The 21,794-nt window shown below is 65.6% G+C and carries 18 protein-coding genes and 2 pseudogenes; 1 reads left to right on the top strand and 19 read right to left on the bottom strand.

The genetic code is table 11. The annotated features are described in order from the left end of the window. Nucleotides 1–10: 10 nt before the first annotated feature. The 4 genes and pseudogenes from EZH22_RS01650 to EZH22_RS01635 all read right to left on the bottom strand — a co-directional run. Complete coding sequence (locus tag EZH22_RS01650) at nt 11–1,483, bottom strand: FAD-dependent oxidoreductase (RefSeq protein WP_203194086.1); 1,473 nt, start codon at nt 1,481–1,483, stop codon at nt 11–13. 29 nt (nt 1,484–1,512) lie between these two features. After that, nucleotides 1,513–2,754, bottom strand: a complete 1,242-nt coding sequence (locus EZH22_RS01645; protein WP_203194085.1) for an acyl-CoA dehydrogenase family protein — start codon at nt 2,752–2,754, stop codon at nt 1,513–1,515. A gap of 31 nt (nt 2,755–2,785) precedes the next feature. Then, nucleotides 2,786–4,138, bottom strand: coding sequence for an LLM class flavin-dependent oxidoreductase (locus EZH22_RS01640; protein WP_203194084.1), 1,353 nt, complete (start codon nt 4,136–4,138; stop codon nt 2,786–2,788). Between the two features lie 176 nt (nt 4,139–4,314). After that, nucleotides 4,315–5,016 (bottom strand): annotated as a pseudogene (locus tag EZH22_RS01635) (aldo/keto reductase); the annotation flags it as partial. Nucleotides 5,017–5,249: 233 nt separating this feature from the next. Here EZH22_RS01635 and EZH22_RS01630 point away from each other — a divergent pair. Next, a complete protein-coding gene (locus tag EZH22_RS01630) occupies nt 5,250–6,230 on the top strand; it encodes a LysR family transcriptional regulator (protein WP_203196327.1) in 981 nt (326 codons plus the stop codon). On the opposite strand, the gene EZH22_RS01625 is transcribed toward EZH22_RS01630, so the two are convergent. From EZH22_RS01625 to EZH22_RS01555, 15 genes and pseudogenes are all read right to left on the bottom strand, one after another. Next, nucleotides 6,118–6,402: a DUF2274 domain-containing protein gene (locus EZH22_RS01625; RefSeq protein ID WP_203194083.1), complete on the bottom strand. Its 285-nt coding sequence runs from the start codon at nt 6,400–6,402 to the stop codon at nt 6,118–6,120. The genes EZH22_RS01630 and EZH22_RS01625 overlap by 113 nt on opposite strands. Before the next feature lies 1 nt (nt 6,403). After that, nucleotides 6,404–7,651 (bottom strand): TrbI/VirB10 family protein, encoded by a 1,248-nt coding sequence (locus EZH22_RS01620; RefSeq protein WP_203194082.1) that lies wholly within the window; start codon nt 7,649–7,651, stop codon nt 6,404–6,406. Continuing rightward, entirely contained in the window at nt 7,648–8,700 is a 1,053-nt protein-coding gene (gene trbG / locus EZH22_RS01615) for a P-type conjugative transfer protein TrbG (RefSeq protein WP_203194081.1), read from the bottom strand. The genes EZH22_RS01620 and trbG overlap by 4 nt, the downstream gene beginning before the upstream one ends. Next, nucleotides 8,697–9,386, bottom strand: a complete 690-nt coding sequence (gene trbF, locus EZH22_RS01610; RefSeq protein WP_203194080.1) for a conjugal transfer protein TrbF — start codon at nt 9,384–9,386, stop codon at nt 8,697–8,699. Before trbF ends, trbG begins: the two co-directional genes overlap by 4 nt. Continuing rightward, on the bottom strand, nt 9,383–10,660 hold the full coding sequence (gene trbL / locus EZH22_RS01605; protein WP_203194079.1) for a P-type conjugative transfer protein TrbL: 1,278 nt from the start codon (nt 10,658–10,660) through the stop codon (nt 9,383–9,385). The genes trbF and trbL overlap by 4 nt, the downstream gene beginning before the upstream one ends. After that, nucleotides 10,657–10,917: a putative entry exclusion protein TrbK-alt gene (gene trbK-alt / locus EZH22_RS01600; RefSeq protein ID WP_203194078.1), complete on the bottom strand. Its 261-nt coding sequence runs from the start codon at nt 10,915–10,917 to the stop codon at nt 10,657–10,659. Before trbK-alt ends, trbL begins: the two co-directional genes overlap by 4 nt. 9 nt (nt 10,918–10,926) lie before the next feature. Next, nucleotides 10,927–11,661, bottom strand: a complete 735-nt coding sequence (gene trbJ / locus EZH22_RS01595; RefSeq protein WP_203194077.1) for a P-type conjugative transfer protein TrbJ — start codon at nt 11,659–11,661, stop codon at nt 10,927–10,929. Next, entirely contained in the window at nt 11,658–14,087 is a 2,430-nt protein-coding gene (gene trbE / locus EZH22_RS01590) for a conjugal transfer protein TrbE (RefSeq protein ID WP_203194076.1), read from the bottom strand. The genes trbJ and trbE overlap by 4 nt, the downstream gene beginning before the upstream one ends. Nucleotides 14,088–14,099: 12 nt before the next feature. Then, on the bottom strand, nt 14,100–14,372 hold the full coding sequence (locus tag EZH22_RS01585) for a VirB3 family type IV secretion system protein (protein ID WP_203194075.1): 273 nt from the start codon (nt 14,370–14,372) through the stop codon (nt 14,100–14,102). Next, complete coding sequence (locus EZH22_RS01580; protein ID WP_203196326.1) at nt 14,372–14,668, bottom strand: TrbC/VirB2 family protein; 297 nt, start codon at nt 14,666–14,668, stop codon at nt 14,372–14,374. Before EZH22_RS01580 ends, EZH22_RS01585 begins: the two co-directional genes overlap by 1 nt. A gap of 32 nt (nt 14,669–14,700) precedes the next feature. Continuing rightward, nucleotides 14,701–15,686, bottom strand: a pseudogene (trbB, locus tag EZH22_RS01575) (P-type conjugative transfer ATPase TrbB). Between the two features lie 262 nt (nt 15,687–15,948). Beyond that, a complete protein-coding gene (locus EZH22_RS01570; RefSeq protein ID WP_203194074.1) occupies nt 15,949–17,064 on the bottom strand; it encodes a hypothetical protein in 1,116 nt (371 codons plus the stop codon). Nucleotides 17,065–17,126: 62 nt separating this feature from the next. Further along, entirely contained in the window at nt 17,127–18,299 is a 1,173-nt protein-coding gene (locus EZH22_RS01565) for a hypothetical protein (protein WP_203194073.1), read from the bottom strand. After that, the gene (locus tag EZH22_RS01560; RefSeq protein WP_203194072.1) at nt 18,292–19,173 is read right to left on the bottom strand and encodes a hypothetical protein; all 882 of its coding nucleotides are present in this window, start codon (nt 19,171–19,173) and stop codon (nt 18,292–18,294) included. Before EZH22_RS01560 ends, EZH22_RS01565 begins: the two co-directional genes overlap by 8 nt. Nucleotides 19,174–19,551: 378 nt before the next feature. Further along, on the bottom strand, nt 19,552–21,510 hold the full coding sequence (locus EZH22_RS01555; protein WP_203194071.1) for a hypothetical protein: 1,959 nt from the start codon (nt 21,508–21,510) through the stop codon (nt 19,552–19,554). Nucleotides 21,511–21,794: the final 284 nt, after the last annotated feature.

Here is a 21,794-nt window from a genome sequence, read left to right as displayed (position 1 = left end):
AGGTGGCGGCTCATTCGGCGGCGGCCAGGGTGTCGCCGGCGGTGAGCGCGCCGGCATAGAGGTCGCGCGACAGGTCGTCGGTGCCCACCGGGGCGAGGAAGCGGGCGAGGTGCTTCGCGCGGTCGGCGACGAACAGGTCGCGGCCGATGGCGGCCACCGCGCGCGGGATGTTGTGGTGCAGGCTCGCAATGTCGCCCACCGGCCGGCCGGTGCTGGTCATGGCCGAGAAGGCGAGGAAATGGATGTCGGTGAGGAAGGGCGCGGCGCCCGGCTCGCTTTCCACCAGTTCGAAGGCCGGGCCGAGATAGGGCGCGCTGGCGAGCACGGCGTCGGCCTCGTCCACCGCCACCTTGTCCGACCAGCGGGCGATGGCGGGGGCGAAATCGGCGAAGGGCGGATAGAGCCGCGCATCGGCCTGATAGCCAGTGCCGAGCAGGATGAAATCGGCGTCGAAGGTCGCGCCAGAATTGAGCGTGATGCGCACGCCGTCCCCGTGGGGCGCGGCCGCGCGCCAGCCGGCATCGAGGTGGATGCGGAAGTTGGCATGGGCCACCGCCCGCTTCACCGCCGCCGGTGGCGGGAAGGAGGCGCGGCGGCGGAAATGGGCCATCACCGCCCAGCGGTCGGCATCGGGCAGCGCATGGAAATGCTCCCACGCGCCGAAGAAGCCGAACGGCTTCATGGCCGAGCCGCGGGCGAGGTCCGCGCCGCGGGAGAACAGGTCCACCGCCCCCGCGCCAGCCTCCAGCAGCGCGCCCGCCGCATCGAAGGCGGAGGCCGCCGAGCCGAGGATGGCGACGCGCTGGCCGGCGAGGGCTTTCGGGTCGAAGGCGTGGGTGTGGGCGTAGAGATGGCCGGGCAGGCCCGCCACCACGTCGGGAATGAAGGGGCCGCCCGAGCCGGCGATGCCGGTGGCCAGCACCAGCTTGCGGGTGGTCTCGGTGAAGGTCTTGCCCTCCGCCGTGAAGTGGAGCCGCAGCCCCCCTTCCTTTCGCCGCCCCTCCTGCGGCTCCACCCGCGCCAGGGTGACGCCATTGCGCACCTCGACGGCGGACGCCGAGCGGAACCACGCCACATAGTCCGCCCAGATCTCGCGCGGCACGGTCGGCAGCGCGGCATAGGCCTCGACGCCATAGGCCGCCTCGTACCAGGCCTGGAAGGAGAGGCTGGGCAGGCCCAGCTCCGGGCCTGGCGGCACCTTGGGGGTGCGCAGGATGGTCATGCGCGCGGGGCCGCGCCAGATGCCCTCTTGGCCAGCCGGCGCGGCATCGACGACGCTGACGCGGCCTATGCCGGCGCGCCGAAGGCCGAAGGCGGCGGAAAGGCCGCTCTGGCCGGCGCCCACCACCACCACATTGTGGTCGATGCCCTCGGCTGGAGGCACCCAGTCCGTGCCGGTCTCGCCGATGCGGGCGAGGTCGGCCTCGGCCTGCGCCGCGAGGCGGGCGAGGGCGTTGATGTCGGGGGTGGCGGGCGTGGTCATGGTCTTGTCCCGTGACGGAGGAGGAGCGGTCAGCCGGCCTTGGCGGCGATGCCGTCGCCGACGCGGTAGGGACCGGGCGGCCAAGTGCCGTTCACCGCGAAGTCGCCGACGATGCGCTCGCGGTAGACGCGCGGATTGTGGGAGGAGAGGGTGCGGGCGTTGCGCCAGTGGCGGTCGAGGCCCACCCCGCGCCGCGCCGAGGAAGCGCCCAGCGCGTCGAACAGGTGGGAGGTGGCATCGAGGATGAGGGAGGTCACCACCGTGACGCCCTGGTTCACTTCGAGGTCCGCCACCGCCACCGAGACGTCCTGCCCCTCGGAGGTCTCCCGCTCGCGGGTGTCATAGGCGCGCTGCAGGGCCTCGGCGGCCTTCAGCACCACCGCGCCGGCCCCGTAGGCGCTGGCGCGCACCTTGCCGACGATCTGGAGGATCTGCGGATCGGCGCCCGCGCGGTCGGCATTGCCATGGCTGAACACGCGCTTGCGCACCGAGACGAGCCGCGCCACGTCGCCTGCCGCCGCGCGGCCGATGCCGGCGAGGGTGGCGAGGTGAACGAGCTGGTAGAAGGCGACCGAATAGCGGAAGCGCTTGCGCTGCGGATTGATGAGGTCGTCGGAGAGGGTGACGTTGTCGAACTTGGCCGTACCCGAGGCGGTGAGCTGCTGGCCGAAGCCGTCCCAGTCGTCGACGATGCTCACGCCGGGCGCGCCGGTGGGCACCTGCGCGAGGATGAAATTGCCCTCCTCGTCCTCGGCGCCGAGATTGATCCAGTCGGCGAAGAGGGAGCCGGTGGTGTAGAATTTCTGGCCGTCGAGGCGCAGCCGGTCGCCGTCGCGCACGATGCGGGTGTTGAAGTGGCCGACCGCATTGTCCGCCCCCTCGGTGAAGCCGCTGCCCGAGGTCTCCTTGGCGGCGATGCGCTTCACCCAGCGGTCGCGATAGTCCTTGAAGGGCGAGTTCAGCACCTCCTCGGTGAAGCCGAAATGGGCGCGGAGCGCATTGGTGACGTTGCTGTCCGCCTCGGACAGTTCGATCAGCAGGTTGAACAGCTCGGGCAAGGTGGCGCCGAAGCCGCCTTCGTCCTTGGGCAGGCGCAGGGTGGTGAAGCCGGCCTCCTTCAGGGCGGCGATCTCGGCGCGGGGCAGGCGGTGGGTCTGCTCGCGCTCCACTGCGCTCTCGCGGATATCGCGGAAGATGGGGCGGAACCGGCTGGCGAGTTCCTCGTAGCGGTCGGTGGGGCCGGCGCCCCAGGCGTCTTCGATCTGGCTCATGGACGGATGGATCCTCGGGATGAAGGGCAGCTCAGCGGCCGGCGGCGATGCGCGGTGCACAGACCGCCGTGCCGGGGGCGAAGCGGCTGGCGGGGCGGGGCAGGCCGAAATGCTCCCGCAGCGTTCGGCCGGAATAATGGGTGCGAAACAGGCCGCGCTTGCGCAGCAGCGGCACCACATGATCGACGAAGACTTCGAGGCCCTCGGGCAGCACGTCCGGCATCAGGTTGAAGCCGTCCACGGCGCCGGCGGTGAACCAGGCCTCGATATCGTCGGCGATGGCCTCCGGCGTGCCGACGATGACGCGATGGCCGGTGGAGCCGCCGAAGCGGCGGATCAGCTGGCGCACGGTGAGCTTCTCGCGGTCGGCCGCGCCCACCAAGGCGTCGAAGAAGGTCTGCATCCCGTCTACCGGGCGGGCCACGTCAGGCAGCGGGCCGTCGAGGTCGAGGGAGGCGGGGTCCACCTTGAGGATGCCGGCGACGCGGCGCAGCCCGTAGTCGCCGGGGGTGAGCGCCCACAATTCCTCTTCGCGGCGGCGCGCCTCGGCCTCGGTGGAGCCGATGATGGCGGCGAGGCCGGGCAGGATCACGATGTCGTCGCCGTTGCGGCCGAAGGTGCGGGCCTGGGTGCGCACCGAGCCGGCGAAGGCCAGCGCCTCTTCCAGCGTGTGGGCGACGGAGAAGATGGCTTCCGCATGCCGCGCGGCGAGGCGGATGCCGTCCGCCGATCCGCCCGCCTGCACCAGCACCGGCCGGCCCTGCGCCGAGCGCGGCACGTTGAGCGGCCCGCGCACCGAGAAGTGCCGGCCGCGATGCTCGATGGGGTGGACCTTGGCGGTGTCGATGAAGTGGCCGGTGCCCTTGTCGCCGACGAAGGCGTCGTCCTCCCAGCTGTCCCACAAGGCCGTCACCACGTCGGCGAATTCGTCGGCCCGCTCGTAGCGATTGGCGTGGGCCTCCAGCTCGTCGGTGCCGAAATTGCGCGCGGCCGAGGCATCGGCGGTGGTGACGATGTTCCAGCCCACCCGGCCATTGCTGGCGATGTCGAGGGAGGCGAAGCGGCGGGCGAGATTGTAGGGGTCGTTGAAGCTGGTGGAGGCGGTGCCGATCAGGCCCAGATGCTCGGTGGCGGCGGCGACGTGGGCCAGCACGATGGTTGGCTCCAGCGCCTGGAAGGGGCGCAGGTCCGGCCGGTCGGAGAAGGCCGGCACGTCGGCGAGGAAGATGGCGTCGAAGGTGCCGCGCTCGGCGATCTGGGCGACCTTCACATAATGGGCGATGTCGGCATAGGCGCGGGGATCGGACGAGGGCGCACGCCAGGCCGAGCTGTAGAAGCCGGCATTGAGGGTGTTGACGTTCAGGTGCAGCTGGCGTGGGGCCATGGCGTCTCTCCCGAAGGGCGGAGACCGGCCGGTGACTCACGTTGGAAACGGGGCCGGCCAATCGGTTCCGGCTACTCTACGATCACAAATAAGTTTGTCTATAAATTTAATGGAAATATAGATCGGGCCGAGCCTAATGCACCGCCGGCCGTGGCCGGGCTGGCGGTGTGGCCCGTTCAGGGCGCGGGGTTTCCGTGCAGCTGGTGCAGGGCGTCGATGCGGTCCTCGATCTCCGGCGTCAGGGTCACGTCGAGCGAGCCGAGATCCTCCTCCAGCTGCGCGAGGGTGGTGGCGCCGATGATGTTGGAGGTCACGAACGGCCGGCTGGTGACGAAGGCGATGGCGAGCTGCGCCGGGCTCACCCCCACCTCCCGCGCCAGCGCCACATAGGCGCGCACCGCCTCTTCCGTGCCCGGCTTTTCATAGCGCTGGGCGCGGTTGAACAGCGTCTTGCGGGCGCCGGCGGGCAGGGCGCCGTCGAGATATTTGCCGGTGAGAAAGCCCTGCGCCAGCGGCGAATAGGCGAGCAGGCCCACATCCTCGCGCTGGTGGAATTCGGCGAGGCCCGTCTCGTAGGTGCGATTCACGAGGCTGTAGGCATTCTGCACCGAGGCGACGCGCGGGCCGATGCCCTTTTCCGCCGCGGCGAGGAAGGTGTGCAGGCCCCAGGCGGTCTCGTTGGAGAGGCCGATGTGGCGCACCTTCCCGGACTTCACCAGCGCATCGAGTGCGGCCAGCGTCTCCTCGATCGCAACCTCCGGGCCGTCGCCGCCGCCCCGTGCGCGGGTGGTGGCGCGCTGGCCGAACAGGGGCACGGCGCGATCGGGCCAGTGGAGCTGGTAGAGGTCGATATAGTCGGTGCCGAGACGTTTCACGGTCTCGCGCTTGCCGGCCAAACGAGGTGAGCGCCAAGTCGGAGGGGTAAAATGGGTGGTCAGCGATCAAGGTAAGAGCGGGATCCCAGCGGATGATGCAACGATCCCCTCGGCGGCGAACGGGCGAGGGATGCCGAGAGCGCTGGCAAATGCGACGCTAAGGACAACTTAAGATTGCGATTTGGGCTGAAGGGCGGTAAATTTACCCCTATTTGGGTTGTGCGTTGAGGCGTGTTGTGAGGCGATCATTATTTGATATCGAAGTGCGTGATCTCCGATATTTCACCGCGGCGGCAGATGCTGGAAGCTTTCGGAAGGCGGCAGCGGCACTCGGGGTGCAGGAATTCTCCGTCAGTCGTCGCATTCGCGACGTTGAAAGCCAGATCGGTGCCTCCCTATTCGTGCGGCACTCCGGGGGAATCAACCTGACGATGGCCGGCCAGCGGTTCCTTCATCGTGCCTGCCTTGCGCTGGACCACATTCGCGACGGAGCGGCGGAGGTGGCCGCCATTGGCCGGTCGGAGGTGGGCCATCTGAGCGTTGGACTGTTTTCGTCCCTCGCCTCCGGCTTTGTCTCCAAGCTTTTCGCGGCTTACGACAATAAGTATCCAAATGTCGAAGTGAAATTCAGCGAGGGATCGGCTGCGCACCATCTTTTATCGATCGACAGGTCTCATATTGACCTCGCCTTCACGATCGGAAACCGCCAGCCACATCCCTACGATGCTCATCAGCTTTGGCGCGAGAACGTGTTTGCGGCGCTTTGGGACGGGCATCCTTTGAGCACCAAGAGTGAGTTGAGCTGGAGTGACCTTGCCCACGAATCATTTCTTGTGTGTTCAGGTGGTCCTGGAGATGAGGTCCTCGACTATCTCAGCCTTCGGCTTTGCCAGATGGGGCACCGCCCTAGGTTCCTGATCCAGAGCATAGAGCGCTATAGCCTCTTAACGCTCGTCGCATTACGTCGAGGAGTGGCTCCAATGCTCGAGTCCGAGACAGCAGTTTCGATTCCAGGTGTGGTCTATCGGCCAATCGCGGGAGAGCGATTGCCATTTTTTGCGATCGCGTCCCCAAGGAACGACAATCCGGCTGCACGAACTCTTCTCAGTCTTGCTCGCACGATGGCGCACCCGTCAGCGCCCTTCGGGACGACGCCAGCGTCGGATCTCGATGGCTCGAACGCCGCGCCTTTGCGAATGCGCGATCCGTCGCCATGAACCGCTCAAGCATCGGCGCAATGAGCCGGACAGGGTCGGTGATCGGGCTCCCCTTCTCCTCGCTCAGGACCTGCGCATAAGCGACAAGATCGCGATGAAGCTTCGCCGGCAATTCGACCGTCACCTTCACCGGTTTGTCGTCGAGTATCTCGGTCAGCTTCAGCTTGGGCATGTCAGCCTCCATAACGTTCTAGAACGAGATCCCGCGAAACGATGACCCGCACCGGGTATCCAGGCCGGATGGTCAGCGTCGGGGCGATGTTGAGCTGGCGCTGGACGATCTGGCGGCCGGTCTGGCTGATGCTGTCGGAGGCGCCCTCCCGCAGGGCGCTGGCGAGGTCGCTGTCGCTGTCGGATGTCCCTGCGCTCGCCCCGACGCTGAGGATTGTGGACAGCACCGCGGCCTTGAACAACTCGCCCCAGTGATAGTCGACCCCGTCCTCGAGGCCGGCGTAACCCCCGGCATCGGCACCCGGCAGGCGTTCCAGCACGATGGAGCGGCCATTGGGGAAGATAAGGCGGTTCCAAACCAGGAGCACCCGGCGCTGGCCGAAGCCGACGCCGTTGTCATATTGGCCGACGATGCGGGTGCCCTGAGGGATCAAGAGGATCCGGCCGGTCGGGCTGTCATGGACATTCTCGGTGACCTGGGCGGTGATCTGTCCCGGCAGATCGGAGCGGATGCCGGTGATCAGCGCTGCAGGGATGACGGCGCCGGCCTGCAGGATGTTGGCCGAGGCTGGAGCCGCCACGCGGTCGAGGGACACGGTGCGTCGGTCGACCGCCTGGTTGAGGAAGGCCGTCTGCCGCTCCTGGGGCGTTTGTGTCACCGCCTGCGGCGTAAGACCAACGGAAGTCAGATCCGGGACAGATGCCGCCGTTGTAACCGACGCTGCGCTCACCTGTTGCGCCACGACGGGGCTCGCCGGCCGCGTGTTGGTCTGGGCAAAAAGCCGCCCGATCCGGGCGGCCTCGGTCTCCTGCTGCTGGCGCTGCTCCTCCGGGCTCAGAGCAGGATTGGGCATGCCTGCCATCGCGGGGATCGGTGGCTGCGCTGTGGCCTGGGCATTGAGGATCGGCCGACCGAGGTCGCCGGGCAGAGGCGGCCCGAGCTTGGGGATGCCAGTGTAGTCCTTCGGCAAGCCGGCGAGTCCGTCCGGCGTCGCCTTGACATCGGTGGCGTAGAGTTCCTGTCCTCGGCCATGGTCCTTGCGCGTCTGAAGGGCGTAGATCAGCGCCCCGCCGATCCCGAGGCCCGCGACCAGCCCCAGCCCGGCCAGCACTTTTCGGGACAGGCGGGTCACCCGTGGGGGCTCCGGCCGCAGCCGCATGGCCGCAACAGCTTCCCCTGTCAGCGGGCGGGCTCCGTCAGTGCTGGTGCGTTCCGGCCCTCTCTCCCTCCCGGTTTCATTGACGCTCATAGGACCGGCCTCCCATCGGTACGGGAGATGCGCACGCGCTTCTGGTCCTTGTCGGCGCCAAAGCGCAGCTCGGCTGCGGCGAAGAGGCGGTCGACGATCATGTAGCTGCCACGCACGCGATAGTTCACGAGCTCGGAGGTGTCGCCCTGGGGGCCGACCACGAACAGCGGCGGCATCTCGCCCTGGGCGATCCCGCGGGGAAACTCGATGAACACCTGCTGGCCATCGTCGAACGCCCGTAGCGGTCGCCACGGCGCCCGGTCACCGGTGACCTCGTAGCGGAAGTTCACTTTGGTCAGGTCGATGCCGGCGGCGACGGGTTGCATGACTGCCGCCTCGGCATTCTGGCGCCTCAGGGCGATAAGCTGGTCCTGGGGATACTGCCAGGAGACCGAGGCCATGTAGGTCTTCTCGGTGGACCGCAGCTCCATGTGATAGGTGCGCAGATTGGTGTTGATGACGAGGTTGGTGACGAGGTCCGATCGCGTGGGCTTGACTAGGATGTGGACCTGCTTCCCGCCCCCTGCTCCGCTCTCCGTATCACCGATGATCCAGCGCACGGTGTCGCCGGCCGCCACGGGCCCCGTGCCCACCAGTTGCTCGCCGGGCTGCAGGGCGATGTCGGTGACCTGGCCGGGCGCGGCATAGACCTGATAGAGGGCGCCCTCCACGAAGGGATAGACCTGCATGGAGTTGATGAAGCCATTGCGCACCGGCTGGACCCGGGCGGCGGCATTGGCCTGATTGACCCGGGAGGCAGGGTCAGCGGCTTCGGGCTCCGCCTTGCCATCCTTTCCCACCGGCTTCAGCTGGCCCGGCAGCGGCAAAGGCTTCGGCAGCTCGACGATGCGCACCGGCCCCGGCGGCTCGGCCTTGAAGACGGCGGGCGGCGCATCGTCATATTCGATCTCCGGCGGCTTCTCGAAGGTGGCACAGCCGGCGAGCGCGGAAGTGCAAATGAGGAGAAGCGGCAAGCCGGACTTACGGAAAGCCAGAAAGGAGAGGCCCCGGAAAGCCGGCCTCCCGGAATTGCGGATGGCCGTCGTCATTGTGCGAGTTCCTTCGACCAGTTGATGGCGTTGACGTAGATCCCAAGCGGATTGGCCCGGAGGCGCTCGGCGTCCCGCGGCGCCTGCACCCCGACGGTGAGGATGGCGCTCCAGCGGACAGTGTCGGCGAGGCTGCCGTCCTGGTAGCAGCGCTCGGTCCAGGCAATGCGGAAGGAGTCCGGCGAGGCGCGGATCACGCTCGAGACCTCCACCGCGACCTGTTGCTTGCCGACCCGGGCGAAGGGATCGTTAGCCCGGGCATAGTCGTTGAGGGCGACTGCTCCGGCCTGCGTCGTATAGGCATAGGCCCTAAGCCAGTTCTGACGCACGATGACAGGATCGGCGGAGATGCTGCGCACCTCCTCGATGAAGCGGGTGAGGTGGAAGGCGATCTGGGGATCGGAGGGTCGATAGTCCGAGGTGGCGGGTGCAACCGCCTGCGCCTGCCCCAGCTTGTCCACCTGGACGACCCAGGGGACCACTGAGCCGCTCAGGGCCTGCCACACCAGGGCCCCGGAGAGGCCGGCCGCCAGCGCCAGGCAGCCGAAGGCCATGAGACGCCAGTTCTTCGCCTGCACGCGGGCCGAGCCGATGCGGTCATCCCAGACCTGGGCTGCGCGCTGATAGGGCGTCTCAGGCTCGGGCGAGCGGCCGTAATGAACCGAGGGTCGCTTAAAAGGCGTCATGAGCGATCGCTTTCGGAGAGGGAGATGGAGGAGCCGCCGCCATGGCTGTCGCCGGACCGGACCGCATGGGTCGCGGTCTGGATGCCGTGGGCCATCTGCTGGGAGCGGCGCATGCGCTGGGCCCACTCGGGAACATCACCGGAAGCCGGGGCGCTCGACGAGGTGGCGTTGGCTCCGGAGGCCGGCGGCGCGGCGGCTGAACCGCGCAATGGAGAGGCTGCGGCAGTGGCTCCGGCGCGCGCGACACCACCAAGCCCACCCGCGACGCCGGATAGCCCGGATTGGCCGGCAGCTCCCGCGCTGTAGGCGGATGCGGCACCCCCGGTGAGGCTCGCGCCAGCACGGGCCGCCGCGGCCGTTCCGGAGAGCGCGGCACCTGCCCCTCGCGCCGCGAGTCCAGCGGCGCCGGCGCCCGCGAGCGCCACACCTCCTGCGGCAAGCCCAGTCCCCACGGCGGCGCCGGCTCCGAGTTGCGGCGCGCCGGTGATCAGGCCGGTGGCGATCCCCGGTCCGAAAATGCCGAGACCAAGCAGCGCGAGCGCCGCCAGCACCGCCGACAGGGCCTGGCTGATGGTCGGCTGGGCATCGCCGTAGGAGGTGGTGAATTGAGAGAACAGCCCGGAGCCAATCCCGACGATGACGGCGAGGACCATCACCTTCACACCGGAGGCGACGATGTTGCCGAGCACCCTCTCGGCGAGGAAGGCGGTCTTGCCGAAGAAGGCGAAGGGGATGAGGACGAAGCCGGCGAGCGTCGTCAGCTTGAACTCGATGAGGGTGACGAAGAGCTGCACCGCCAGGATGAAGAAGGCGATCAGGATCAGGAGCCAGGAGATCAGCAGCACCGTGATCTGGACGGCATTGACGAAGAGCGCCACGGGTCCGGTGAGCTGGCTCGCGGCATCGAGCAGCGGCTGGCCGGCGGTGAGACCCACTTCCGCGAGCCGCCCGGGACGGAGGAATTCCGCCGTGCTGATGGAGGAGCCGCCGGCCTTGAGGCCGAGCCCGGCGAAGCTCTCGAATACGATCTTCGCGAGCGCGTTGAAGTTGCCGACGATCCAGGCGAAGAAGCCGATGGCCAGCGTCTTCCTCACCAGCCGGCGCATGACGTCCTCATCCGCCCCCCAGGCCCAGAACAGGCCGGCGAGCGTGATGTCGAGGGCGATCAGGATGGATGAGAGGCCCGTCACCTCGCCCTTGATCAGGCCGAAGGCGGAATCGATGTAGCTGGTGAAGGTGTTGAGGAAGGTGTCGATGACGCCCACGTCGTTCATGGCGCAGCTCCGTCCACGGGCCTGCCGAAGAAGCGGCGGCGGTTCGCCTCCCACAGCGCGGCGCAGCGCGGATCGATCTGATCTGCGGTCTCCAGCTTGGCGCAGTTCTTGAGATCGGCTGATGAGATGGTTCCTGCCGGCACACTGGTTGCGACGACCGGCTCCACCTGCAGGCCGGAGGCCATGGCAAGAGCCGCGATCACCGACCCGACTAGCCCGGCGACAACAAGGGTTCTGAGCACGGTGCCCTGATCCATGGCCGCACCTCAATTCCCGCGGAACATGGTGACGGCGGAGGGCTGGTAGCTCGACGGGGTCGAGAAGCGCCGGTAGTGCTCCTGGCCCTCAGACACCGCCGTCGCGCGCTCGGCTTCGGACAGCGCCTGCGCCCGGCCGTTGGCGGCGACCACGGCGGTGAGGTCGGAGAGCTGCTGCGCCTGGAGCGCCTGGAGCTGGTTCCCCGCCTGCATGGCCTGCAGAGCGCCGGTCGCCGCCTGACTCTGCCCGACCAGCGTCGAGGCCTGCGAGCGGCCGCTGTCGAGATTGCCGACGACGCCCGCCTGCACCCGCAGCGCATCCTGGAGGCCGGCGACCGTGGTCTCCCAGCGGCTCCTGGCCTGGGTGACAAGGGCGGCGTCCGACGCGCTCAGGGAGACCGAGCCGTACTGGCCTTGGAACGCCCGATCGATGGCGGTGACGTCATAGGCGATCTTCTGGGCCTGCCCGAGCAGTTGCTGGGTGCGTTGGGCGGATTGCTGGAGCGCGCTGAGAGAGGAATATGGCAGGCTCGCGAGGTTGCGGGCCTGGTTGATCAGCATCTGCGCTTCGTTCTGTAGCGAAGTGATCTGGTTGGTGACCTGCTGCAGCGCCCGTGCTGCCTGGAGGAGGTTCTGAGTATAGTTGGAGGGGTCAAAGACCACGGCCTGTGCCGCGGCCGGCACGAGCGGACACGTGAGGAGCGGCGCGGCGACGAGCGCCGCCCGCAACGAACGGCGGATCATTGGCGTGTCTCCAGAAGGTCGAGGGTGGGGATGAGGTCGGCCGCCCAGCCGAGGCCGCGATGCCGCAGCCAGGCGGCGAGGAAACCATCGCGCCCATGCTCGGCGAGGATCTGCGAGAGCGCCGCCTGATCGGTCTTGGACCCGGCGGCGCACAAGGCGAGCGCCACCTGCGAGAGCCCGAGCTCGAACAAGCGGTTGCCGCGCCGGGACTGGCAGTAATAGTCCCGCTTCGGGGTGGCCCGTGCGAGGATCTCGATCTGCCGGTCGTTGAGGCCGAAGCGGCGGTAGATGGCGGTGATCTGGGGCTCGATGGCCCGCTCGTTGGGGAGAAGCAGCCGGGTCTGACAGCTCTCGATGATGGCGGGGGCGATGGCCGAGCCGTCAATGTCCGAGAGGGACTGGGTGGCGAACACCACGCTGGCGTTCTTCTTGCGCAGGGTCTTCAGCCATTCCCTGAGCTGGCCGGCGAAGCCCGGATCATCGAGGGCGAGCCATCCCTCGTCGATGATGAGGAGGGTGGGAGACCCGTCGAGGCGGTCCTCAATGCGGTGGAAGAGATAGGAGAGGACAGCCGGCGCGGCGCTGGTGCCGATCAGCCCCTCGGTCTCGAAGGCCTGGACGGACGCCTGCCCCAGATGCTCCGCCTCGGCATCGAGCAGCCGGCCTTGGGCGCCACCGATGCAATAGGGCCGCAGCGCCTGCTTCAGCGCATTGGATTGGAGCAGGACGGCGAGGCCGGTCAGCGTGCGCTCTTCAACGGGCGCGGAAGCGAGCGACGAAAGCGCCGACCAGATATGTTCCTTCACCTCCGGGGTGATCGAGATGCCTTCCCGGGTGAGGATCGCCACGATCCAGTCCGCCGCCCAGCTGCGCTCAGAAAGCTCATCGACGCGGGCGAGCGGCTGGAGCGCGGTGCTATCCTCCGCGAGGCTTCCACCGAGATCGTGCCAGTCGCCACCCATGGCGAGGGCCGCCGCTCGGATGCTGCCGCCGAAGTCGAAGGCGAACACCTGGGATCCGGCATAGCGCCGGAACTGCAGGGCCATGAGCGCCAGCAGGACCGACTTGCCGGCACCGGTCGGTCCCACTACCAGCGTATGGCCCACGTCTCCCACATGGAGCGAGAAGCGGAACGGGGTCGAGCCTTCCGTCTTGCCATACAACAGCGGCGGCGCCGCAAGATGCGCGTCCTGCTCGTCTCCGGCCCAGACGGCGGAGAGCGGGATCATGTGTGCGAGGTTGAGGGTGGAGACGGGCGGCTGGCGGACATTCGCATAGACATTGCCCGGAAGGCTGCCGAGCCATGCGTCCACGGCGTTGATGGTCTCGATCATGGCCGTGAAGTCCCGGCCCTGGATCACCTTCTCGACCAGCCTGAGCTTCTCGTCCGCGATACGGGGATCAGCATCCCAGACCGTTACCGTGGCGGTGACATAGGCGATGCCGGCATGGTCGGCGCCGAGCTCCTGGAGGGCGAAATCGGCATCCTCCGCCTTGTTGGCGGCATCCGAATCCACCAGCACCGAAACTTCGTTGGTCATCACCTCCTTGAGGATGGCGGCGATGGATTTGCGCTTGGCGAACCACTGCCTGCGGATTCTCGTGAGCAGCCGGGTCGCGTCTGTCTTATCGAGGAGGAGGGCCCGGGTCGACCAGCGATAGGGGAAGGCCAGCCGATTGAGATCGTCGAGGATTCCCGGCGTCGTCGCCGTGGGAAAGCCCACGACGGTGAGGACGCGCAGGTGCTGGTCGCCCAACATGGGCTCCAGCCCGCCAGTGAGCGGCTGGTCGGCGAGGAGCGCGTCGAGATACATGGGTGTCTCGGGGACACGGACCCGCTGGCGCCGGGTTGAAACGCAGCCGTGGAGATAGGTCAGGGTCTCGGCGTCATCGAGCCAACGGCACTCCGGCATGAAGGCTTCGACCAGCCGGAGCACCCGGTCTGTCCGATCGACGAAGCCACCCAATGCTTCGTGTGGATCGACACCCTCGCGCCCACGCCCCTCATAGAGCCAGCTCTCCGCTCGCGCGGCATCCTCCGCTGGTGGGAGCCAGGTGAAGGTGAGGAAATAGCTCGACTCGAAATGGCTGCCGGCCTCGGCGAAGCCCGCCTTACGTTCGGCATCGACCAATGCGGAGGCCGGATCGGGGAAGGCGCTCTCCGGATAGGCGCCCGCCTCGTGCCGCTGGGCCTCCACGTACAGTGCCCAGCCGGAGCCGAGGCGGCGGAAGGCGCTGTTGAGGCGACCCGCCACGGCAACCAGTTCGGCGGGCACGGCGGAATCCAGGTCCGGCCCGCGGAACCGTGCGGTCCTCTGGAAGCTGCCGTCCTTGTTGAGGACAAGGCCTGGGCCGACCAGGGCCGCCCACGGCAGGTAGTCCGCGAGCCGGCTCCCGTGTCGGCGATACTCGGCGAGGTTCATCATGGCGTGCCCCGCTCAGGCCGAGAAATAAGTCGGGAAGCGCAGATGCCGGCGCACCACGTCGACGAAGAGCGGATCGCGCTTGGCGGCCCAGACGGCGGCGAGGTGACCGATCGCCCAGAGGCCGAGGCCCACGAGCCAGAGCCTCAGCCCCAGCCCGACGGCGCCGGCGAGCGTGCCGTTGAAGATGGCGAGGGCCCGCGGCGCGCCGCCAAGCAGGATCGGCTCACTGAGCGCCCGGTGGACCGGCACGGAGAAGCCTGGCACCTCTCCGACATCGCCCGCCATCAGACCAGCGCTCCGCCACTGAAGGAGAAGAAGGAGAGGAAGAAGCTCGAAGCGGCGAAGGCGATGGAGAGTCCGAACACGATCTGGATCAGTCGCCGGAACCCACCCGAGGTATCGCCGAAGGCGAGCGCGAGGCCGGTGGAGATGATGATGATCACCGCGATGATCTTGGCGACGGGCCCCTGGATGGACTCCAGGATCGACTGCAGCGGCGTCTCCCAGGGCATGGAGGAGCCGGAAGCATGGGCGGCGGAGACCGCGCAGGCGAGGGCAAGAGCCCCTGCGACGGTGACCATCAGGCGGCGATAGGGGGAAACACAGCTCGGCTTCACGGGGAGGTTCCTTCTTGACAAGGAGGGATGAGGGGGGAGATGCGGTAATCACCGTCAGGGCCGAGCCCTTCGACGCGGGTGAGCTCGGTCAGCCGGCGTGCAGCCCCACGGCCCGAGAGCACAGCGATGAGATCGATGGTCTCGGCGATCAAAGCGCGCGGGACGGTGACGACGGCTTCCTGGATGAGTTGCTCCAGCCGGCGCAGGGCGCCCATGGCGGTTCCAGCATGGATGGTGCCGATGCCACCGGGATGGCCCGTCCCCCACGCCTTCAGGAGATCCAGAGCCTCTGGGCCGCGCACCTCTCCGATGGGGATGCGGTCGGGACGCAGCCGGAGCGAGGAGCGCACCAGGTCTGACAGCGAGGCGACGCCGTCCTTCGTGCGCAACGCCACCAGATTGGGCGCGGCGCACTGGAGCTCGCGCGTATCCTCGATCAGGATGACGCGCTCGGATGTCTTGGCCACCTCCGCGAGGAGGGCATTGGTGAGGGTGGTCTTGCCGGTGGAGGTTCCGCCGGCCACCAGGATGTTGGCCCGGGAGGCCACGCCTTGGCGCAGGGCCTCGGCCTGCGGCGCCGACATGATGCCTGCGGTGACGTAGTCGTCGAGCGTGAATACCGCGATGGCGGGCTTGCGGATGGCGAAGGTCGGAGCCGCGACGACAGGTGGGAGCAGGCCTTCGAAGCGCTCTCCCGTTCCGGGAAGCTCGGCGGAGAGCCGCGGGGCACCGGCATGGACCTCGGCGCCGATATGGTGCGCGACGAGGCGGATGATGCGCTCGCCGTCACCGGGGCCAGTCGCTCACCGGTGGTGCCGAGCCCGTTGGACAGGCGGTCGACCCAGAGGCATCCATCCGGGTTGAGCATGACCTCGACGACGGTTGGGTCATCGAGAAGGCGGGAGATCACCGGGCCAAGGGCGGTGCGCAGCATGCGCACGCCACGCGTCAGACCCTGCGAACTGTAAGCTGAACCCGCCATATCATCCCCGCCTTGGCCGGGAGAACAGCAAGGCTTCCCGGACGGGGATGATTAAAGAAGGGGGAATTGGGGGAGATTCAACAACGGAACGCGAGCATCGCAGCGTGGCGTGCGATTGCCTGAAATCGGCGTGGTGCTCCTCCTCGGCACTTGGCCGCAGCTACCGGAGTTGACCCTTCTCGGACAGTGGGAAGGTCTGCTTTCGGGTGAAGCCCGAACCCTTCTTCTCAACGCGCAAGAGCACACTAGCTTGTGCCATCGCCTACGCTCCAGAATCCGCATCGCCATCCGGATGATTTTCAGAGCGCCGGAAAAGTTCGCAAATCCTCTCACGAAGATGCTCATCCACCACGCCTTCCCGATCAGCGTAGCTGATAACGAGATCGACCTGCTCGCGCGAATTCCGCCGCAGCCTGTAGACGGCTTCGAGCTGCTCCGAGTTCAGATAGCGGTCCAGATGGTTGTGCGGATCGGGCGGCCGTTTCCAGTTCAGCCAGTTTCCGAGCATGGCATGGTACATCATACGCCTGTCTCGCAGCACTTTCTCCGCGATGATGCTGTCGTAGTCGCGCAACGCGACGATGCGCTCGGATTGAAGTTCGAATGTGAGCCAGTCATTGAAGCTATCTGCGCGCGCGGCGTAGTCGGCGAACATGTTGCGCAGATCGATCGATGACGGCTGCGCCGCGAGATAGGCTTTGGCCTTGCTCGATAGCTTGTCGGTTTCGCTGCTGATGCGCGTCAAGGTTTCTTTGCTGAGGACGAACGAAGCAGTCTTGTCGCCGTTGCGATAGTCCGCAGTCAGGTTCCATCCTGCGTCGACGATACGCAGGTGATGGAGAAGCACCCTGAGCGACACCACAAATTCATGAAGCCCGTCGGTTCCAAAGCATTCCACGCGCTTGCGGTTGTAATCCGGAAAGGAGATGGCTTCTGAAACGCGCCTAGCGTGGTCGACAAGCGATACGGCCGCATTCGTGCAGGTGAACAGCTCTTTCTGGACATCCAGCACTATCTCGCCAAGGCGCTCCTCGCCCTGCGCACCCATAAGGTTCGAGTCTTCCGCCAGCGCTTCCGCCTCGAAGCGTGCAATCATGTCCAGCAGACAGCGAAGGCTTCGCCGCATGATGGCAAGGCTTGAGCGATAGGAGTCTCGCTTTCCGGCCAATGGATAGCCCGTGTGGCTGCGCAGGATGTCGCGCATATCGCTGTTGAAGAGCAGAACAAGCTCCTGCCGTAGATCAGGCGGTAACGGCGCAGGGCTTTCGGCGACGCACCTGCGAAGCTCCTCACGCCATTCCGCTTTGCGCGCTTCCTGGCGCCGCCATATCTCGTCGATCTCTGCGCGGGTAAGGCGCGGGCGTGCCGCTTCGGTCATTTCCAACCACTCTCCTAGCAAGAGTTACCACACACTGCTGCCATGCAACGCGGGAGACGGCTTCAGTCCTCCGCTGCAAGGACAATGTCGTCGTGCTTTGCGAGAAAGCCCTGCATGGCTTTCGAAAGCGGGCTTTCGACGACAAAGCTCCCGAACTTCTCCCGGAACATCGGCCACCTGCTGGACAGCAATCCGCTGCAGCGGAATTTCGGGGCGACCCACACCCACTGAAGGCCCCACCATGTCCGGCCCTCGTGCTCCCGCAACCGAAAGGCGCATGCGCCCGCAATCACGTCGCCCGGGCCCGCGAACAAAAACCCGTGCACGTTCGGGTCCTTGTCTCCTTTCGGGCTCAGCCATTGAACAAAATCGTACCGAAATTCGCGCTGGAAGGCCAAAGCGCGCTGGTAGATTTCCTTGTGCTTCCACCGCGCGGATGAATGGGAGACGAGTTCGGCGGCATCCCTATCTTCCGCCAGAGCGGCAACGAATTGCGGGACAGGCGCCGGCTCCAGGTAGCCTAGTCGCTGCTTGTGCGCGCTCCGGTGAGCCGCGCTGGAATCCGGATCGCCGCGATACCATTCCACACCGCACACTGCGCAGACGGTTTTGACTGGCTCGGGCCTCCGGCGATACTTCGGCGCCCTGACCGTCAGATGGATTGGTTGGTCGTTGCCATCAAACCATGCTTCCAGCTTGTAGCCGGTCGCCAGCGTTCGCTTCTGGATGCTTTCCGTATCCGGCCAGGGCCAGTTCAACGACAGCGTCAGCGCCACCGTTCTCTGGCGCTCCTTCTTGTAGCGCAGCACGGAAAGTTCGGCGCGCGTGACGTGGTCTTGGGTACGCAGCCGGGGCTCAAGCAGCTCGACATATGGCATCGGGTCCACCGCATAACCCACGCGCTCGAGCTGGATCAGCAGCTCAGTAACGTCCGCGGCACGAACCGACTCGGAACTGATGAAAGTTGCCTGCTTGGCGCGCGGCCGCGGATAGACGGCGACCAGAGGGACGTCGAATATCGTGCACCAGGCGCGCACATCGACATCGTGACGCAGGTCGTCCAGGCGGACATCGGTGGCGTAAAAGATATCCTCGATATCGGCGAACGACGCCCATCCGCGCTCCACGATGTTAGCTGCGAGACGCTGTGCGGAGGCGTGGTTTGGAAGGCGCAGCGTTTTCCCGAGAGAGGCGACGATCGCCGTTAGCTGTTCGGCGCTTGGGTTCTCAGCCATCGCTCACCTGCTCGACCACGGTGTTATCAGCGCGAAGTACCCCCGCCTCGATCAGCGCGAGGCGGTAAACGGCAATGAACTGGCTCGCGATCCCCCATTGCTTGCTCGGCGGCTTTCCGCCCATCGCAACGGCGAGCGCCCAGAGGAGATCATGATAGGTTTCGGCGAATTGCGCGCACAGATCACCGTAATCGTCACCCAGGGAGACCGAACCGCCGTCCGTGGCATAGAGCATGTGATTGCGGAATTCGGCGCGTGCCAGAACGTACTGCTTGAGTGTGAGGCCGAGCTGCTCCGCGACGATTCCGATCATGTGTTTCATGATGACTGGAACGGTATCCTGGCCGCGCAACTCGCCATGGGAAATATCGATGGCGAAGGGGTCGGTTCGTATGAGCTCTTCGCCGTTTTCCTTACAGAGTGCGAGCCTGATCTGCTTTCCCTCGACGACCGGCTTCACTGAAAAGCTCAGGACGTCTTCCAACCCGTCGAGCGTAATACCGTCGGTCAACATGTCGCCGATAACGAACCGGAACTGGCGAAGAACGGGATAAAAGGCGAGCTTCACGACGTGGTTTTTGAATTTCCCGACAAAGTCCTTGTGCTCGGGAAAAATCTTATCGTTCAGCTTGAGCCACTCGAAGATTGCGACGACCAGTTCCTCCTCTCCGGCGATGAGCCGGATGACCCCCATTTCCTCATCGATCCCGGTAAGTTTCTCGGCACCGGCGAAATGTTCAATCGCTTTGCAGACACGTGTCGCAACTTTGCGTGGTGCGTTCTCCAGAATGAAGCTGATGATGTCTTCGCCAATGAGCGCCGCAAAGGGCGCGATATCGACGTCTTTCACTTGGTCATAGACAATGGCTTTCAATCTAGACCCCTCCAAGGGCAAGCGTAGCATCCGAGGCGAGCCGGGCTCACGAGAATTCTTTTTACCCCTCCACGTCGCGGGAAATTCCCGATCCGCCCGGTCGTGGTGACGCAAAAGGGTATGCGCCTGTGTCGTCCTGCGGAAGCCGTGCTCGCGATCCTACTGAATCCGGCGATCGGCACGTTTACGAAGGAAGACGGGGAAATCGTGCCGGGCCTGCATCCGTAGGTCTGAAGCCGCCTTCCCCCCGACGATGGGTCCAGGCAGAAAACGATCTCCATGGTCAACCACGACTGCCTCTATCAAGCTTGGGGATCCCCATGGAAGTCGTTGAGAAGGCCTCGCCAAGCCGATCAGCGTTCGCTCGCTGATGCGGGGTCACTTAACCGGTCGCCATTTGCCGGCGGTCAGCCCGCCGCGTTCGGCATGAGCCAGCTCGGTCCAGAAATCACGGGAGCTGAAGGTGATGTGCTTGAGTGGCCGAAACGCATCCCAGACGGTGTCGGCCCGGTCCAGAACGTACAGTAGCTGGCCGAGGTCCAGCCAGAACACGTCGATGAGGTACGGGAACAGCTCGGCAAGCCCGTCCTTTTTCGGCGCCACCTGGACTATGTCGTCGAGGAGCGAGGCGGTCCTCTTGTTGAACGCGGCGATGATCCGTTCATTCTCTCGATCCGGCGTCACCACCGACAGCTTCGCGCCGACCAGCGAGCGAATAACAGTATTCGACAGCGCTTTGTCACTTGCAGGCCCATAGCTCAGCGGCGATACGGCGACTTTGACCGGCCTAAGATCGTCGACCGCTTCGCCTGGCGAAGTCAGCGGTGTGTCGCCCGCCCGGAGATTTATCTCGTGGCGGACGAGTTGGCTCAGCATGCGAAGGAAGCTGTCGCTGTAATCGCGAAAGAAGGAGAACATGTCACCGGAGCGCGACTGCCGGGTCAGCATCTTCCCCTTTGTTTCGATCAGAACGATGCGGTCCTCATGCCGTGTTGCGGCATCGAATTCGTAGCGCTGCCCCCTAACGGCGTATGCCTGACTTGCGAGCACCGTGGGTGCCTTGCCGCAGCACGCGGTCTCTATCGCCCGCTCCATGGTCAGCCCAACTACATCGGCGGCTCGTGAGCCCAGCTTCGACCAGACAAGGCCGAACACAAACTCGCACGCCGCTTCCGCCAGAAATGAGCGGGGCAGCGTCATTGCACGATTTGGCCCGCACGCAAAAAACAGAACGCTATCTTGAGTGCGCCCATCGACAGCGAGCGGATCGCTGTAGCCGCTGTCTACCCGCTCAGAGGGACCTTTGGTCAGCCGGTTGAGCAGAGGAAGTGCCCGTTCGACATCCGGGCGGGGAAAGGTGGTTATACCGTCTTCCGCCGACCACTCACAAAGCTTCGTTATCTCGCTCACCAGTGCGGAAGGCTTGAAGCCCAGGCGATGTGCATCGTCCTCGGTCAGCACCCCGACCAGCGCATCCAGCACCTTGCGCATGGCCTGCGCTGGCATTTGTGGCAGCGTGAAGAACTCTCGCCATAACGTCGAGGCAGCCAGCGTGCGGTGAAGCTGACTGGGATGAAGGTCCATATCCTCGAATGAACTGTATCGCTGGCAATCGTGGACAGCGGCGAAGTCCGTCGCCAGCTCGATGAGCGTAGCCCATGCGACCGCAGGTTTTCTTGCATTTCCTTTCTTTTCTATGATTCGCAGAGCTAGAGACATCAACCAGCCGACCGGGATCATCGGCTGCTTGGCGTCGTAAATGCCCAGCCCGACCTCTCCAAACAGCCACATTCCGTCGTGAAGATTATTGGCGTCCCGCATAGCGCGAAGGATTTGATTAGCGGTTTCAAATCCACCCAGGAGACCCATATATCCTTCGACGATTCTGACAATCTCTCGGCGGGAGTTTCCGTCTATTCGTGGCCCATAGGCGCCGACGTTAATTTTGAAGCCGCGCTTTCGCAGGCGTAGGCAGGCATCCCCAACGATGGTTTCGCGATCTCGAAACGATAAAGAAGCTAGAGCATCCGGATTGCGAAGCGCTGGCTGTGTCACTGCCCAGGCTATCGCCTGAGACCAAGCATTGTGTTCAGCCAAGGGTGCAAATCGCTGTGCTTCTATAGCGTTGAGTATGAGCCTCGCTGCAGCGGCCGCCAGTGGAGGGGCGTCTCCGAGAACAGCGGCGATTTGTAGGGAGCTTACGAGACGACCGAACTCGGTAGCAAACAGGCCATCCTCGCTCAGCAAGACCTCAGCGGGCGGCCTAGGGTCAACGCCGGGCAAATGCCTGGCTTCGAAGGCGCTCAGGAACTGAGTTAAGTCACCATCATCGAGCAAAGCAACCGCCTATCACCCTGAGGCCAAACCCAGAGGTTGAGGCTCTGAATCTCCATCGTTGTCCCATGGCCGCGTCAGCTCTGGAAGGCCCTCCCATCCTGAGCAGCGGAATACTGGGTGAAAGGGTTTCACTGAGCGCTCGCCATTCATAGTAGCGACCACCGATTCTCCGCCAAAGCATCTTTTGCAATTTAAGGCTGACGGCCACGTCTGCATCCTTCCAGATAACTCGACTCCGCGCATATTCGCTTCACACGCAGCGCTGGTCAGCTATCCGGAGAGAG

It is taken from the genome of Xanthobacter dioxanivorans (assembly GCF_016807805.1).
Lineage (GTDB): Bacteria > Pseudomonadota > Alphaproteobacteria > Rhizobiales > Xanthobacteraceae > Xanthobacter > Xanthobacter dioxanivorans.
Note: the sequence above shows the minus strand (reverse complement) of the source record. Positions and strands in the feature narration are given on the sequence as shown.

What these genes read in the sequence shown, in the direction of transcription:
- EZH22_RS01650 (WP_203194086.1), bottom strand. Translation starts at nt 1,483, where the DNA reads ATGACCACGCCCGCCACCCCCGACATCAACGCCCTCGCCCGCCTCGCG.
- EZH22_RS01645 (WP_203194085.1), bottom strand. Translation starts at nt 2,754, where the DNA reads ATGAGCCAGATCGAAGACGCCTGGGGCGCCGGCCCCACCGACCGCTAC.
- EZH22_RS01640 (WP_203194084.1), bottom strand. Translation starts at nt 4,138, where the DNA reads ATGGCCCCACGCCAGCTGCACCTGAACGTCAACACCCTCAATGCCGGC.
- EZH22_RS01625 (WP_203194083.1), bottom strand. Translation starts at nt 6,402, where the DNA reads ATGCCCAAGCTGAAGCTGACCGAGATACTCGACGACAAACCGGTGAAG.
- EZH22_RS01620 (WP_203194082.1), bottom strand. Translation starts at nt 7,651, where the DNA reads ATGAGCGTCAATGAAACCGGGAGGGAGAGAGGGCCGGAACGCACCAGC.
- trbG (WP_203194081.1), bottom strand. Translation starts at nt 8,700, where the DNA reads ATGACGACGGCCATCCGCAATTCCGGGAGGCCGGCTTTCCGGGGCCTC.
- trbF (WP_203194080.1), bottom strand. Translation starts at nt 9,386, where the DNA reads ATGACGCCTTTTAAGCGACCCTCGGTTCATTACGGCCGCTCGCCCGAG.
- trbL (WP_203194079.1), bottom strand. Translation starts at nt 10,660, where the DNA reads ATGAACGACGTGGGCGTCATCGACACCTTCCTCAACACCTTCACCAGC.
- trbK-alt (WP_203194078.1), bottom strand. Translation starts at nt 10,917, where the DNA reads ATGGATCAGGGCACCGTGCTCAGAACCCTTGTTGTCGCCGGGCTAGTC.
- trbJ (WP_203194077.1), bottom strand. Translation starts at nt 11,661, where the DNA reads ATGATCCGCCGTTCGTTGCGGGCGGCGCTCGTCGCCGCGCCGCTCCTC.
- trbE (WP_203194076.1), bottom strand. Translation starts at nt 14,087, where the DNA reads ATGATGAACCTCGCCGAGTATCGCCGACACGGGAGCCGGCTCGCGGAC.
- EZH22_RS01585 (WP_203194075.1), bottom strand. Translation starts at nt 14,372, where the DNA reads ATGGCGGGCGATGTCGGAGAGGTGCCAGGCTTCTCCGTGCCGGTCCAC.
- EZH22_RS01580 (WP_203196326.1), bottom strand. Translation starts at nt 14,668, where the DNA reads ATGGTCACCGTCGCAGGGGCTCTTGCCCTCGCCTGCGCGGTCTCCGCC.
- EZH22_RS01570 (WP_203194074.1), bottom strand. Translation starts at nt 17,064, where the DNA reads ATGACCGAAGCGGCACGCCCGCGCCTTACCCGCGCAGAGATCGACGAG.
- EZH22_RS01565 (WP_203194073.1), bottom strand. Translation starts at nt 18,299, where the DNA reads ATGGCTGAGAACCCAAGCGCCGAACAGCTAACGGCGATCGTCGCCTCT.